14 protein-coding genes are annotated in these 14,964 nt (G+C 68.3%); 4 read left to right on the top strand and 10 right to left on the bottom strand.

The window, feature by feature from the left end:
* The coding region (locus tag RMO04_RS16285; RefSeq protein ID WP_309645824.1) for a PAS domain-containing protein at positions 1-697 on the bottom strand (697 nt) is incomplete at its 3' end.
* Positions 698-967: 270 nt separating this feature from the next.
* Between RMO04_RS16285 and RMO04_RS16280 the strand changes: the two genes are divergently transcribed.
* The gene (locus RMO04_RS16280) at positions 968-1,279 is read left to right on the top strand and encodes an antibiotic biosynthesis monooxygenase family protein (protein WP_309645823.1); all 312 of its coding nucleotides are present in this window, start codon (positions 968-970) and stop codon (positions 1,277-1,279) included.
* Between the two features lie 258 nt (positions 1,280-1,537).
* On the opposite strand, the gene RMO04_RS16275 is transcribed toward RMO04_RS16280, so the two are convergent.
* The 7 genes from RMO04_RS16275 to RMO04_RS16245 form a co-directional block, all read right to left on the bottom strand.
* Positions 1,538-2,146: an NAD(P)H-dependent oxidoreductase gene (locus tag RMO04_RS16275; protein ID WP_309645822.1), complete on the bottom strand. Its 609-nt coding sequence runs from the start codon at positions 2,144-2,146 to the stop codon at positions 1,538-1,540.
* A gap of 142 nt (positions 2,147-2,288) precedes the next feature.
* Complete coding sequence (locus tag RMO04_RS16270) at positions 2,289-3,167, bottom strand: phytanoyl-CoA dioxygenase family protein (protein ID WP_309645821.1); 879 nt, start codon at positions 3,165-3,167, stop codon at positions 2,289-2,291.
* Positions 3,168-3,209: 42 nt separating this feature from the next.
* Positions 3,210-4,571, bottom strand: a complete 1,362-nt coding sequence (locus tag RMO04_RS16265; protein ID WP_309645820.1) for an FAD-dependent oxidoreductase — start codon at positions 4,569-4,571, stop codon at positions 3,210-3,212.
* 87 nt (positions 4,572-4,658) lie between these two features.
* A complete protein-coding gene (locus RMO04_RS16260) occupies positions 4,659-5,036 on the bottom strand; it encodes a nuclear transport factor 2 family protein (RefSeq protein WP_309645819.1) in 378 nt (125 codons plus the stop codon).
* Between the two features lie 88 nt (positions 5,037-5,124).
* A complete protein-coding gene (locus tag RMO04_RS16255; RefSeq protein ID WP_309645818.1) occupies positions 5,125-6,012 on the bottom strand; it encodes a phytanoyl-CoA dioxygenase family protein in 888 nt (295 codons plus the stop codon).
* Between the two features lie 130 nt (positions 6,013-6,142).
* On the bottom strand, positions 6,143-6,799 hold the full coding sequence (locus tag RMO04_RS16250) for a TetR/AcrR family transcriptional regulator (protein ID WP_309645817.1): 657 nt from the start codon (positions 6,797-6,799) through the stop codon (positions 6,143-6,145).
* A gap of 89 nt (positions 6,800-6,888) precedes the next feature.
* A complete protein-coding gene (locus RMO04_RS16245) occupies positions 6,889-7,806 on the bottom strand; it encodes an NAD(P)-binding domain-containing protein (protein ID WP_309645816.1) in 918 nt (305 codons plus the stop codon).
* Between the two features lie 318 nt (positions 7,807-8,124).
* On the opposite strand from RMO04_RS16245, the gene RMO04_RS16240 reads away from it, so the two are divergent.
* Entirely contained in the window at positions 8,125-8,457 is a 333-nt protein-coding gene (locus RMO04_RS16240) for a helix-turn-helix transcriptional regulator (RefSeq protein ID WP_309645815.1), read from the top strand.
* Positions 8,458-8,586: 129 nt separating this feature from the next.
* Positions 8,587-10,032: a sulfotransferase gene (locus tag RMO04_RS16235; RefSeq protein WP_309645814.1), complete on the top strand. Its 1,446-nt coding sequence runs from the start codon at positions 8,587-8,589 to the stop codon at positions 10,030-10,032.
* A gap of 98 nt (positions 10,033-10,130) precedes the next feature.
* On the opposite strand, the gene RMO04_RS16230 is transcribed toward RMO04_RS16235, so the two are convergent.
* Positions 10,131-12,587, bottom strand: a complete 2,457-nt coding sequence (locus tag RMO04_RS16230) for a TonB-dependent receptor (RefSeq protein WP_309645813.1) — start codon at positions 12,585-12,587, stop codon at positions 10,131-10,133.
* Positions 12,588-12,898: 311 nt separating this feature from the next.
* On the opposite strand from RMO04_RS16230, the gene RMO04_RS16225 reads away from it, so the two are divergent.
* The gene (locus tag RMO04_RS16225; RefSeq protein WP_309645812.1) at positions 12,899-14,257 is read left to right on the top strand and encodes an MFS transporter; all 1,359 of its coding nucleotides are present in this window, start codon (positions 12,899-12,901) and stop codon (positions 14,255-14,257) included.
* Between the two features lie 304 nt (positions 14,258-14,561).
* Here RMO04_RS16225 and RMO04_RS16220 read toward each other — a convergent pair.
* A partial coding sequence (locus tag RMO04_RS16220) for an MMPL family transporter (protein WP_309645811.1) occupies positions 14,562-14,964 on the bottom strand: 403 nt, incomplete at its 5' end.

Genomic DNA, 14,964 nt, shown 5'->3' with positions numbered 1-14,964 from the left:
AAACGCCGTCCAGAAGTTCGAACAACCCCTGGCCTTCCAGTTCCGGAAACGCCTGACGCACCGTCAGACCAACGAAGTCGCGCTGGCCGGCGAGCTGCACATAGGCTTCGTTCACAAACTCGAACGTGTGATCGGGTCCGGTCAGGATGGCGATGAAGCCGGGCGCCTTCTCGAACAGCCGCCGCTGGCGTTCGATCTGGTTCTCGAGCCGGCGTTCGGCCAGCACCGTGTCGGTCGTTTCCGACGCGGCGCAGAACAGGCCGTTAATCGCGCCGTCGTCGTCGCGCAGGGGCGAGTAGGAGAAGGTGAACCAGCAGTCCTCGGCATAGCCGTTGCGCTCCATGATGAGATGGAGGTTCTCCGACCAGGTCGCCTCGCCCCCGAGCGCGCTGTTCACCAGGGGTTCAACCTCGTCCCAGACCTCCGACCATATCTCCCGGAACGGTCGTCCCAACGCCCACGGGTGCTTCTGGCCGAATACCGGCCGGTAGGCGTCGTTGTAGAGAAAGGTCAGGTCCGGGCCCCAGGCGACGAACATGATGTGCTTGTTGGCGAGCATCAGTCCGACAGCAGATCGTAGCGCCGGCGGCCAATCCCCCGGTGGCCCCGCCGGCGAGGTGGACCAGTCGTGCGTGCGCATCAGCGCGCCCATCTCGCCGCCCCCGGATAGGAAGGCCATGTCCTGCTGACGGTTCATCTACGCATGAGCGCACACCACGGGAGCGCTGTCACCGGACGGGGGGCGGGGATGAACCGATCCGGTCCACGGCAGAAATCATATGACCGCTCGCGACGCCACCACCTGCGACTGCTTCCAACCCTTAGCGGGCATCGGCGGACGTCCTAGAACCGCCACAGCGCCCGTTCCGATCCCCGAGAAGTGACTGCTGCCAGAATCTGACAGTCGGACTTCGTAGTCTTCTCTCCCCGGCGCCGGACGGCCGTCGCCCCGCCACGAGAGGCGCCAATGCAACATGCACTCGTAGATAATTTGGTCATGCTAGCCGAATTGACCGTCAAGCCTGACAAAATCGAAGAATTTCTAGCATACACGGTCGAGAACTTGAACCTAAGTCGGTCTTATCCAGGCAATATCAAGTTTGACATCCTGATCAACGAAACCCAGCCCGATAAGGTCATCTTCTACGAAGTCTGGGAATCGCCGAAGGCTCAGCAGGAATACATGGCATGGCGCATCCGGGCAGGCGACCTGACGAAACTGCTATCACTGTTGTCGGGTGAGCCCAAGTTCACGCCCCTGCGCAGCATCGCCACATAGCTCAGCTTGGGACGATATCTCGGTCAGCATACCGGTCCCACTCGGTTGGCCGAGAATATCCCCTCCTCGTCAAGCGCTTCGCCGTCTCGGTAAGCGACTCTCGCGCCAAGGCTGCCTGCTCTGCTCACCACCACCTCCGGACCTTTGCGCACCCAAAGGCCTAGTGCCGCTTTGCGCCATGAGCGGACACTTGCTTGGCAGCCAAAACCGGACGTTCAAACATGTGCCGGCACATTGGAGCTGCTGCGGCACGAGTCCCTAAGCTTTAATCGAAATTTCGCGCACCCCAATCGCGGAGCCAATGCCGTATGCGGCCTCCAGGTGCTCCGCCCGAACGGCGTCCTCGCCACTGTAGATGTCAAAGAGGAATGTCGTGTCGTGATTGCGAATTCCGCAAAAACCGAAGATGCCATCGACCACAGTCAGGAAGGCCGACCGGTATCCTCGCTTGTCAGCGGCCTCTGCGTTGACCTCTCCATGGACGATCACGCGGACAGGGCGATCCGCTAGAAGCCCGATGACCTGGCCGTCCGCAGTCACGCCGTAGGCCCAGTTCGCTTGGAACACCCGGTCGATCCAGCCTTTCAGCAACGCCGGCATCTGCCACCAGTAGAGCGGGTGAACGACAACCAGCGCATCCGCGCGCTCGATGCGCTCCTGCTCCCGCCGGATCTCCGGCGACGGATCCTGCAGCCCCTGAAAGTACGCGAGGTCGCCCGCCGTCATACGCGGGTCGAAGCCTTCGACGGCGAGGTCAGCAACCTCGGCGGTGTGGCCGCTAGCGGCCAAGCCGTTCAAGACCTTCTGCACCACGGCGGCCGAGAAGGAACTTCGATTGGGGTTCGCCACCACGATCAACGCATGCACGCACAAACTCCTGAGATTCGCCGGGCGCCATAGGGCGACCTACGGCAGCCCGAAGCGCAGAGAGTGACCCCGGTTCGACGACGGGCGGCATGTTTGAAATGGACAATCGGCCTGAACCGCGCCAACCCGCCACATCGGCAGCTCAAAGGCCGAGATGGTTCGCCAGTTCCTCATAGTCGTGTTGCCAGAGCGGGCCGCCCCGCGGGTTGGCCTGGTAGAAGGAGCGGAAGCCGATCATTTGCTGCAGCTCGGGCGACATCTCGCGGGCCAACTCGATCGGCACGGCGAAGGGGTAGGCCTCCTCGGGCACCAGGAAGCCCGGATTGAACGGCGAGGTGATCACGCGACGGCGCACGTCGGCCGTGTGGTTCGCGCCGCCGCCGTGGACAAGTTTCCCGCCATAGAAGAGGCAGGAGCCCGCCGTCATCTCGGCGGGCACGGTCATGTCGTGCGTGAACGGCCGGTCGAAGTCCCACCTGTGGCTGCCGGGGATCACCCGCGTGGCGCCATTCGCTTCGACCGTGTCGATCAGCGGCACGATCATGTTGACCATGACCTCGGGCGCATCGACCCCGTAGCGGAAGAAGACGGGATAGTTGCCCATGTCGCGATGCAGCACCTGGGCCTTCTCGCCCGGCTGGATCTCGATGACCTGAGCGGTGTTGAGCCAGAAGGTATCGCTCACGCCTTCGAACATCCGCCGGACATAGCCGTGCGTGACGGGGCTCGAGAGGAACCGCTCGCGATAGGTCCGGCTGAGCGTGACGACATTGGTAAGCCGCTTCGTCGAATGGCCCCAGAACTCGCGTAACTGGGGGTTGTCGCTGGTCGACCCGCTGCGCCGCGCCTCCAGGACGAGGTCCAGTTCAGCGTTCACTTGCCGAACCTCGTCCTCCGTCAGGGCCCCGGACAGTATGAGGCCGCCGTCGCGGGCCATCACGTCCATCACCTCATCGATCGGCGCGCCCCAGGGCAGGGTCTCGAGTCGCCTGGCGGCGGCGCTCGTCGAACTCTCTGGCATTGGGGTCGCTCCTGGCCTGGCGCCTATGTGTTGTCGGGAGGGCTAGACCTCGGCAAGGCGCGCGGCGATCTCGCCGGCTGCGCGTTCGCCAGCCTGCAGGGCGCCTTCCACATAACCTGCCCAGCAGGTGGCCGACTCCGTCCCGGCCCAGTGGATGCGCCCGACCGGATCGCGAAGCGCGGCCCCATACGAGATCCACGCGCCGGGCGGCATGGTGCCGGCGTAGCAGCCGCGGGAAAATTCCTCCTCGGTCCAGGACAGCTCGACGAACTCGCTCGGGTTCGCGGCCTTCGGCCCGAAACAGTCGACGACGGTGCGGACCGCCTCGGCGCGACGCCTCTCCGGCGACTCCAGCAGCCAACGCCGGGCCGGGATACCCTCGGTGAAGCCCAGGATGATCCCGCAGGAGCCGTCCTCAGGCGAGTTGTCGTACATCAGCTGCGGCACGTCCCGGTCGGACACGGCCATTCCCGAGAGCCCCTCCTCCCGCCAGAAGGGCGTGTCGTAGACGAGCATCATCTTGATGGCGGTGCCCATGGGCATCCGCTGGGTAAGCAGGTCACGGGCCGCCGTCAGCGCCGGCGTGTAGCGGAGCCGTCCGGCGAGCGCCGGCGGCAAGGCGACGATGGCGTACTTCGCGCGCACCTCAAGGCTTTCGGTCCGGACCCGGACCCCGTCGGCGTTGTGCTGGATACGGTCGACGACCTGGTTCAGCAACACGCGGTCGCCGAGCGCGCGCGCCATGCCGGTCGAGAGGCTTTGCATGCCCGCCGCGAACCGGCTGTCCTGCCCGCCGCCGCGGGTCGCGGTAAGCGTTTCCACGCCGCCCGCGGCCCCGAAATAGAAGGCCACGTGCAGCATCGACAGCTCGCAGGCGTCGACCGAGAACACCGAGGGCCCCAGGAACTTCATCCGCCAGCGTCCGCCCTCGGTGGTCATGTTCTGGTCGAGCCACCCGGCGTAGGTGAGGCGATCGAGAGCCTCGGCGTCGGGATGCGTCCAGGGCGATTCCAGGGGGATGGACGCCGCCAGATCCTCCATCTTCTGGCGCACCTGGTAGATGTCGGCGGCGACCTCGTCGTCGAGGCTGAGCGCCAGATCCACGAGGCGATCGGCCTTTCTGCCCTGCAGGATGACCCGGTCGCCGTCATCGTGACTGGGGAAGACATGCAGCCCCAGGTCGCGGGCCAGCGCCAGCACCCGGCCCTGGGTCGGCGCCACCCACTGTCCGCCAAGATCAATGGTGACGCCGTTCTCGAGGGTATGGCTGTAGGTCCGGCCGCCGACCCGGTCGCGCGCTTCCAGGACGACGAAGTCGAGCCCCGCCGCCTTCAGCGCCGTCCCTGCCGCCAGCCCCGAGGCGCCGGCTCCGATAACGACGACATCGCAGGTCCTGGTGTTCATAGGGGGCGTCCTTCCTCGGCGCGCCACAGGGGGCGCCATGCGCAAGTCTGAAGAGGTGTGGAGTTGGATCGCAGGCCCCGCGGCGCCCTAGGCGCTGACAGGCTGCATGAGAAGGCCGCTGGCCTTCATGTAGCATTGCTTCAGCTCGATCTTCCCGTCCGCGAACCTGAGGACGTCCATGCCCTCGAGGCGGACGCGCTCGCCGATCGGCCCGATCTCCAGGGTCCAGGCGGCCACCACGACACCGTCGGCGACGAAAAGCTGGCCAAGCGTGTAGCGCTGGCCGCCGTTGAACGCCGGCGCCAGCGCCGCCCTCACGGCGGCCCGACCCTCGTGTCGGCCGCCCATCGGGTCTTCATAGACCGCGCCTTCCGCGAAGTGCGCCATGACGCCTTCGACCGTCGGGTCGTTGAAGGCGCGGTAGAGATCGCGCGCCACGGCCAGTTCTGGTTCCTGCGAGGTCATGATGCGCCTTTCCGCCTTGGGAAGTTGATATGACGGACGTAGCCCGGCGTGGCGCGGACCGGCATGTTCGGTCCGGCCAATCGCCGGCTCAGCGGCTCGCGGAGAGCCCGACGACGGGCCCATCGAGGTCGCGCAGGAGCCGGATCGGGTCGGCCATCTGTCCGTCGATTTCGACCCAGCCCATGTTGTTCGCGCCGGCGGACCAGCCCAGCAGCCTCTGGATCTCCTCGGGATAGCTCGCCACCACGGCCGTCGGCAGAGCCAGGTACATGTTTTCCTCCTGGCGGAGGTTGGCGGCGTCGAGGGCGATCGTCAGGCCGGTCCGCAACTCGTCCTGCGTCCGGTTCTGGCCGCCGGCGTGATAGGTGGATCCCAGGAAGATCAGGGCCGAACCGGCCGTCATCTCGGTTGGGATCGCTTCGGAGGTCAGGGGCTGGCGCTCGTCGTCCCACCTGTGGCTGCCGGGAATCACCAGGGTTCCGCCGTTCTCGGCCGTGAAGTCCGAGAGGGCGAGCATGACCTGGACCCGCGCCTCGCGCCCATAGGTGGGGTGACGCCACAGGAAGACGGTGTCGTCCCGATGCAGCGGCTGGGCGCCCTGCCCCGGGCCGATCTGAATGGCCTGGGTCACGCCGATCCGGACGTCAGGCGACGTCTCATACCGGTTGTCGCCGGCCCAGGTGAGGACGGGTTTCGAGAGGATGTGCCGCGCCGCCGCCAGGTAGAGCGGGTCGGTCACGACCTCGGCCACATGTCGGGTGTGCGCGAACAACGCGCCCATGCGGCGGGTCTTGTCTCCGGAGAACGGGTCGCGACCGGTCGACTGACCCTGCATGCGCGGGATCAGGTCCGACTTGAGACCCGCCAGCGTTTCGGGCGCAAGAAAGCCGTCGATGATGACGCCCCCGTCCCGCTCCAGAACGGCGATGACCTCCTCCACGGAGTTGGAACGGGAAAGCCTTGTCAGTTCGGTCATGCGCAGCCCTTTCATTGGGGAGGCGACGTTCGCCGCCCGAAGGCGGTCGCTCGGCGTCAGGTTGTGCGCGAGTGAACCCGCTGGCCTCCGGCCAACAAGGTGAGAGGTGGCCAATCGGGGAAGACCGGGGTCAGGCGGGGGCCGGCGCCTGGGCCATCAGGACGTGCATGAACCCATCGACGAACAGGTCCAGGGCCTCTCGGACGGCCGCCACCGGCAGTCCCGCCGGGTCGTCGGGCCGCATGAACACCGTCAGGCCCTCGGTCTGCGCGACGATCAGGGTGGCATGGGCCATGAGCTGGCGTTCCGACAGGTCGGGACGAACCTCCGCCATCATCCGCGTGAAGACGCGGCGGAAATCCAGGTAGCTCGCCTGAGCGAACCGACGCGCGAACTCCTCGCGTTGGGAGAGCGCGAAGAGCTCCCAGAGGACCGGCCCCGTGTCATGTTCCAGCGTCAGGTCGAGATTGACCTGGAGCACGCGCTTCATCCGCTCGGGGACCGGGATCGTCCTGTCGAGGGCGACGGCCCGCAGTCGCACGCCCCAGCCCCCCAGCACATCGGCCAGGGTCGCCGCGAGCAGGATCTCGCGCGACGGAAAATGATGCTGCAGCGTGCTCAGCCGGATCCCGACGTCGGCGGCGACGCCGCGCAGGGTGAAGGCCGCATATCCATCGCGGATGAAGGCCCTGCCGGCGGCCGCGAGGATTTCCGCCGACCGGACTTCGGGGCTCTTGCGGATCTGCTTCGGTTTCGGTTCGGCGGCCGGGGCGGGCTTGCGGGACATGCTGCGGCGGGACCTGGAACGAGATGTCGCATAGGCCGATAGGGTCTAGGCGCCGGGGCTTCCAGACCTATCCACCGCCCTGGTGCAGGTCAACTGACCGATAGCCGGAGCGCCACGTCGGCGCGTTCCGCGACTGGCGGCCGAAAGGTCTCGAAGACGGACGACAGTTCGTCGTCGCCATGGCCCAGCGCCACAGCCCGCTCGAAGTGCGCTTCCATGGCGTTCATCAACGGCTGGCGCGACGCCGAACGGTCCGCCACCGCGGCGATACCCTGGAAGGCGGCGAAGTGGACGTCGAGCGTCGCTTCGGTCCCGGCATGTGTCCGCGCGCTTATGGCCGCTTCGAAGCTCTTCAAACTGTCGGCGGTCACCTGGCTCGTCCCGATCAGGTCGGCAAGGCCCTGCCAGTCGTAGCCCTGGGCCATCAGCAGCGCGGTGCTCTGGAAATAGGCGAAGGCCGTGGCCTGGGCGTGAAACAGCAGGGCGCCGTCCACCGCGCTCGCGGCCCCGGCCCGGTCGCCCATGAAGGTGGGCCGTCCAAGCGCGTCCAGCAGCGGCCGCAACCGGTCGTGGAGCGCCCGGTCGCCGGACAGCAGGATGCGGCAGGAGGTGTGACCCACCTGCTTTGGGTAGGCCATGACGGCCCCGTCGAGGCTCTCGGCTCCGGCGCGCGCGACGCGCTCCGAAAACGCCTCGGCGTCGGCCGGCGAGCCGGTCGTCAGCTGGACGACCGACCGCCCTCCCAGCACGCCGGCGACCGCATCGACGAGGTCGGACGAGGTGGCGTAGTCCGACACGCAGACGACGATGACGGGACTCGCCGCCACGGCGGCGGCCAGATCGTCCCCGGGCCGCGCGCCGGTCGGCGCCAGGGCCTGGGCCTTGGCGCCGTCTCGATTCCACACCGTGACTTTTCGGCCCGCGAGGCGGAAGGCCCGCACGAGGGCGCTGCCCATCCGCCCTGCCCCGAGAACGGTCACATCTGTGGCTTGGGCGTGGCGTGACATGTGGCGTCCTGAACTCAGTGGTGGATGACAACCACGGCGGCGTCGCCGGCGCGATGGCCCAGCGGAGCCGGCGCATCGACCCCTCCGTCCTGGCTGACCTGACGCTAGGCTCCACCCGACAATCTGTCAATTGACCGATTACGCGCCCGAAGCGCCGGAAACGCACCGTGACGGTTGCGAGACCAACTTTAATCGGTCATATGACCGTTTGTGTATCGGTCAATCGACCGATTTAGGTGCGCGCCGACCCGTCGCCCTCGCGGACGCCAATCCGGGAGCAGCGGCGGCCGGACGAAAGTCACTTGGGGAGACAGGGGAATGGATGACGACCAAGGCGGACGGCCGGGTCTGGTGGAACGGCTGGTGGCGGAACTGGAGACCCTCGAGGACGGCGCGCCGACCTTCGCCTGCGTCGCCGCGAAGCTTGTCGTGTCCCACCGCACGCTACGCCGTCGCCTGAAGGCGGAAGGCACATCCTATTCGAAGCTTCTGGCGATGGTCCGCCTGGAAGCGGCGCGGCGCTGCCTCGCCAACGACAACCTCACGATCGACGAGATCGCCTACCAGCTCGGCTACACCGAGCCGACCAACTTCCGGCACGCGTTCCGGCGCTGGACCGGCCAGCCTCCAAGCGCCTACCGCGCGGGCTGAGGGCGACGTCCTATGTCCCACCCGGCGCGCCGAAGGCCCGCGGCAGGCAAGGTCACTCCGAACCTTCCGGCGTGGCGGCCTGACTGGCATGCTCCAGCCCGCCGTCCGAGCGCAAACCCCGGAGCCTGAATGCCGCCGTCCGTCGCCCGCTTGGACAACGCCCGGACGCTGCTGCAATCGGGCCAGGCTGAGCGCGCGCTGCGGCTGCTCGCGGCCGAGGTGGCCGCGGCGTCGCAGGTCACTCCCGCCCACGCCCTGCAGATCGAGGCGCTGGTGGCTCTGCGTCGGCGCGCGGAGGCCAATGCGGCCCTCGACCACGCGCTCACCCTGCCGGCGCCGTCCGCCGACGCCCTGGACGCCCTGGCCTTCTTCGCGCGCACGCTGGGCCGCCACGAGCTGTCGAACCGACTCTACCGCGCCGCCGCGGCGCTCTCACCGCAGGATGCGGCGCTGCAGTTCAACCTGGCCACCAGCGAGCGCAGCCTCGGCCGTCTGACAGAGGCCGCCGCCGCCTGCGAAAACACCCTGCGCCTCGCGCCCGACGATCTCGCCGCCGTATTGATGCGTTCGGAACTCACGAGGGCCACGCCCCGCGCGAACAATCTCGACGATCTTCGCGCTCGCCTGGCCGCCGACCCCACTGAGCGCGTCCAGATGTTCGCCGCCTACGCCCTTGGCAAGGAGCTGCACGATCTGTCGCGCTTCGACGAAGCTTTCGACACCTATGCCCGCGGGGCCGCCGCGCGGCGGCGCAACCTCCGCTACGACGTGGCCGAAGACGAGGCCAAGCTCAGCCGCGTCGCCGAGGTGTTTCCGGGCGATGGGCGCGCGGCCGGCCCGCTTGCGCCCGCCGATCACCGGCACATCTTCATCGTGGGCCTGCCGCGCTCGGGAACGACCCTCACCGAGCGGATTCTAGGAGGGCTGCCCGGCGTCACCTCCAACGGCGAGACCGACAATTTCGCCACGGCGCTGATCGGCCAGGCGCCGCCCGGGCGGGCGGACATCTTCCAGGCCTGCGCGGACGCCGATCCACGGTCGGTCCGGGCCGCCTACGAGGCCCTGGCGACGCCGACGAGCCCCGGCGCGGCGACCCTCGAGAAGCTGCCTCTCAACTACCTCTATGTCGGCGCCATCGCCCGCGCCTTGCCGGACGCCGCGATCATCTGGGTGCGGCGCCACCCGCTGGACAGCTGTCTTGCGATGTTCCGGACGCTGTTTGGCGAAGCCTATCCGTTCAGCTACGACCTCGCCGACCTGGCCCGCTACTACGCCGCCTATGCGCGGCTGATGGACCACTGGACCCGGTCCCTGCCTGGTCGCCTGATCGCGGTCGACTACGAGGCGCTCGTGGCCGATCCGGGGCGGGTCGGGGCGGACCTGGCCGCGCGGTGCGGCCTGCCCTGGACGCCGGACGCCCTCGACCTGACCCGCAATCGCACGGCGTCCCTCACCGCCAGCGCCGCGCAGGTCCGCCACGCCATCTACGGCTCGTCGGCCGGCGCCTGGACGCGTTATCGCCGCCAACTCCAGCCGCTCGCCGAGCGCCTCGGCGCGCTGGGCGTCGATCTCTAGGCCGCCGGCGCGACCGATGGGTCGGCCGGCGCATCGCCACGTGGGGAGGGGCGATGCGGCCGAGCCGACCCGGGGGCGCCGGCAGCGGCGCCCCAACTCTAGAATTCGTACTGCACGGTCAGGCCGACCTGCCGCGGCGGCGCGATCGTCTCGGTCCGGTTCAGCAGCCCCACCACGGCGTTTGTCTTCGTGGTGACGCCAAGCACCGCGCGCTCGTCGAAGAGGTTGCGGCCGTAGATCGACGCCCGCCACGGCCCGTGGGCGTAGGACGCCGTCGCGTTGACCATCCAGTAGGAATCGAAGGTCACGCTCGGCGCGGTGGGGCTTGGCAGGTTCGAGAAGACGCTGCCCTTGTAGTTGGCGTTCAGCGTGACCCGCAGCCGGTCGTCGTTCGCAAGCTCCTGGTCGTAGTTCAGCGTCACCGAGCCGCTGTGCCTCGGCGCGCCTGGCAGCCGCGTCCCCTTGTCGCCGCGAATCCCACAGGCCAGGATCCCGCCGCCGCCGTCGCCCGCCGGAATGCAAAAGGATTGGCTGATCGCGGCGTCCGCATAGGCGTACCCGCCCGTGAGGCTGAGTCGGTCGGTGAGCGCCCCCCCGACCTCGAGCTCGAAGCCCTTGGACCTCGCCTTGGCGCCGTTCACCACCACCGGCCAGGCGTTGGCCGGCGTGCTCGTGTCGATCTGGGGATCCTTCCAATCGTCGTAGAACAGATCGGCCGTATAGCTCCAGCCGGACGCGAACCGGCCCTTCAGGCCGACCTCGTAGTTGTCGACGGTGTCGGCCTGGTAGGTCAGCAGCGAACGCGGCTCGGCCAGGAAGCCGGACAGCGCGAAGGCGTTGGCCCCGCCGCGGCGGAAGCCCTGGGAGAAGGTGGCGTAGGCGTTGTGGCGCTCGGCGAATTCATAGGAGCTGTTCAGCTTCAGCAGGTGGTCGCTGACGCTGAAGGCGGCGCTCGCGGTCTCCGACAGGGCGAAGGGCGGGATGTCGTTTTGGACGCTCCGCGTGAAGGTTTGCCGGAAGAGGCGTCCGCCACCGGTGATCTGCCATCGCGGCGTCACATGCCAGGTCAACTCTCCGAACACTGCCTTGTCGACGAAGGTGCTGTCGCCGTTCAGGATCACCGCCCGGCCCACCCCATCGGTGATCACCGGGAAGCCGCCGCTCGCCTGGGCCTGCTGCGCGGCGCCCGGCATGTAGATGTGCCAAGTGTCGATCTGCTGCTTCTTCGCGTAGTAGGCGCCGAACGTGTACTCGACGCTCTCGGAGGCCTCGGACACCAGGCGCACCTCCTGCACGAAGGTCTCGTCGCCGTCCTGGCGGTCACTCTGGGCGACGAAGCGCGGGTTGCGCGGGTTGCCCATGTAGTAGGGATGCAGGACAGGCGGGAGCGCCAGGTACCCGAAGGTGCTGTCGGTGAGCGTGCGCCCGGCGGTGTCCAGGTAGCTGGTGGTGGTCGAGACCGTCGCGAAACCCAGGTCATAGCTGACATCGGCGCTGGTCATGCGAGACACGCGCTTGAAGGGCTCGCGGGTGTTCAGGATGGCGCTGTAGTCGCCTGTCGCCGGATAGGTCACCCGCGCGTCCAGAGGATTGGCGCCGCCCGGATACGACGGGTTGGCGATCGGACCGCCCTCCCCCTGGTAGTCGGCGTAGTTGAACGCCAGCGTGACCTCGAGCGCTTCGGTCGGCCGCCAGAGCAGGGCCAGCCGCGCGGCGCTGGCGCGGCTGTAGTTGGCGTCCTCGTTCGTGGAATAGACCGCGCCGCTGGTCGTGATGGCGCCCGGTGCGGCCAGGATCGGTGGTCCCAGGTTCTGCGGCTGGCGGATGACATTCAGGTTGTCGATGAAGCCCGCTGAGTAGCTCTCCTTGCCGCTGACCCGTAGCGTCAGGGTGTCGCTCACCGGCAGGTTCAGCACCCCGGCCAGGCTGCGGTCCATCTCGTCGGAATGTCCGACGTGTCCCGCGCTCGCGGTCACCTTGCCGCTGAACCCGCCCGGGCTAGGCTCCGACGGGATCATGCGGACCGCGCCCCCGAGCGCGCCGGCGCCGTAGAGCGTGCCCTGCGGTCCCCGAAGCACCTCCACCCGCTCCACATCGTCCAGCGGGAAGTAGCCCAGCACCTCGACGTTTCCGAGGTAGGTGGCGACCGCGGGCTGGCCAAGCGCGCTGGTGCGCACGGTGCTCGACGCATTCAGGCCGCGGATCACCGGCACGCGCGCCACGAGGTAACGGTCCCCGCTGCTGCTGATGTTGAGGTTGGGGATCTGGCGCGACAGGTCCTCCAGACTGGCCACGCCCGAGCGCGCCAGCTGGTCTCCGCTCACCGCCGAGATGTTATAGGGGATGGTCGTGACGTCCTGGGCGCGACGGTTCGCCGTAACGATCACCTCGCCGACCTCGGCCGCCGCGCCGTCCTGCGCCAGCGCCGCCGGCGCCAGGCTCAGCGCGATCCCCGCACCCAGGATGGTGCTCGCAAGCCAACCGGTCCTTCGGCGAACACGGCGGAGGTTGGCAGTGACCGACGCCCCCGCGTCGGCAGTCATGGTCTCGTGCATCTTGGATCCCCAGGCAAAGAGCTTGCGACCGGGCTCTCTCTGAAGCGGGCCCGTGTGGTTTCACCGCGAGCGGTTCACCACCACACGAATGTCAGGCGATCCCGGGCGTCATAAGGTGAGAAGTGGCCAACCTCGGCCGGGCCCAACGGAGCGAAGATCCAATGCCGACGCTGACGCCGCCCCTGCGCGGCGCGGCGCCGACTTTGGCCGTTTGTCACCTGCTCACCCGCGGCGACTGACGCTACGAGCGGCCGGCGCGGGCGCCCTGCAGCCCGCCGAGGCCCAGTCTGGCCGTCCTTCGGAGAACAAGCTTGGCCTCACTCGCTGCGAGCCCTCCCGCGTCCTTCCTCACCGGCCACCGCACCTGGCTCTTCGCCGCCACGTCGTTCCCGCTGCAGGCGCTGATCATCGCGGTGGCGGTCTATCTCCCGCAGCACTTCGCCAAGGGCCTGGGCCTGGAGTTGGCCGCGGTGGGCGCCACCTTCGCGCTCGTCCGCCTGATCGACATTCCGTTCGATCCGCTGCTGGGCGCCGCGATGGACCGCACCCGAAGCCGCTTCGGCCGCTACCGAGTGTGGATGCTGTTGGGCGCGCCGGTGCTCATGGCCGCGATCTACAAGCTGTTCATGGCGAAGGCGGGGATCGGCACGACCTACATCACGATCTGGCTTCTGATCATGTACCTGGGCGCTTCGATGCTCACCCTCGCCCATTCGGCCTGGGCGGCCACGCTCGCGCCCACCTACGACGCGCGTTCGCGGATCTTCGGCGTGATGGGCGCCGCCGGCGTCGCCGGCATGACGTTGCTCCTCGCCACCCCGGTGATCGCGCCGCGCCTCGGCGTCACGAGCGACGCGGCCGGGGTCCAGGGCATGGGCTGGTTCATCCTCATCGCGATCCCGCTCGCGGTGCTGGCGACCATCGCGCGCACCCCCGAACACGTCGCGCCGCGTACCTCCAGGCCTCAACCCGGCCGACATTGCCTGCGAGACCAGATCGCCCTGTTGGTCCACCCCAGCATGGGCCGCGTGGTGCTGGCCACCTTCCTCTTCAGCCTCGGCACGAGCTGGGAAGGAACGCTCTTCATCTTCTACTTCACCGACGTTCGCGGCTTCACGGCCGCGGAGGCCTCCACACTGCTCATGGTCGCCCTGGCCGCGGGCTTCGCCGGCGCCCCGGCCCTCGGTCGGCTGGCCACCCGGATCAGCAAGCACGGCGCGCTGATGGCAGCCTCCGCCCTCTACGCCGCCTGCCTCGCGAGTCTCTGGGTGATCCCGCACGACGCCGTCGCCCTGACCTGCCTCCCCTTCATCACCACGGGCTTCCTGTACGCTGGCTTCCACGTGCTGCTGCGCGCCATGACGGCCGACGTCGCCGACGAGATCCTGCTCGAACAGGGACAGGAGCGCGGCGGCGCGCTCTATGCGCTGATCACTCTCGCCCCGAAGGTCGCGGCCGCCCTCGCGGTCTGGGCCACGTTCACGGTGCTCGCCGCCGTCGGCTACGAGCCCTCAGCCGGCGCGGCCAACACCTCCCACGCCCTGGAGGGCGTCCGAGCCGGCTACGTCCTCGGCCCGATCCTGTTCGTGGCCGCGGGCGGCCTCTGCATGATCGGCTACCGCCTCACCCGCGAACGCACGGCTGAGATCCGCACACTTCTCCACAACTAGGCGCTCAGGAACGACACCTGATGTTCGACGCTGCGAGACTCGGCCTAGTCGAACCCAAGACCCGGAGGTCCGGTTGGCGCCACAGACGGACCTTCGATCACCGGTAGGAAACAGACATTCCGCTGGCTTGGAGGAGCGGCTGAGCCCACCGCCCACGTCGGACGTTCGGAGTGCCCGGCTTATTCCTGCCGACGGGCGTCGCCTGCGGCGGACGCTGCCATCAGAACTTGGAGCAACTCGGCCATCGTTCATGGTGAGCGTCGTTCGTTGAAGGGACCGCCTTCGAGGGCTAGCGGCGTCCCCCCTACCCACCCGACGGCGCTGCGCCCTTCCGCTCCCAGCCCTGTGTGATGCGCAGGAGGAAGGGGAAGATGAACAGCGCGCCGACCCGGCTGGAGAGCATGGTCATCGGCACCAGGGCTGCGATCCAATCGAGCAGCAGATAGCCGGGCGAGAACAGCAGGACGAGGTAGCCGGCGGCCACGGCCATAGCCACGCAGAGGGCCGCCCCGCCCGCCGAGCGGTGGCCCTCGCGGACGGCGGCCTCGAACGGCAGGCCTCGCGCCTGCGCCTCGCGGATGCGGAAGGCGAGATAGATCAAGTAGTCGAGACCGACCCCCACGGCGATCGTGGCGACCGCGGCGGTGGCGACGTTGAGGGTGACGCCGCTCCAGCCGAGATAGGCGCGGTTGGTCAGGCCGGTGATG

This window comes from Phenylobacterium sp. (genome assembly GCF_031412415.1).
Taxonomy (GTDB): domain Bacteria; phylum Pseudomonadota; class Alphaproteobacteria; order Caulobacterales; family Caulobacteraceae; genus Phenylobacterium.
The sequence above is the reverse complement of the archived record's forward strand: the minus strand, read 5'-3'. Positions and strand labels throughout refer to the sequence as shown.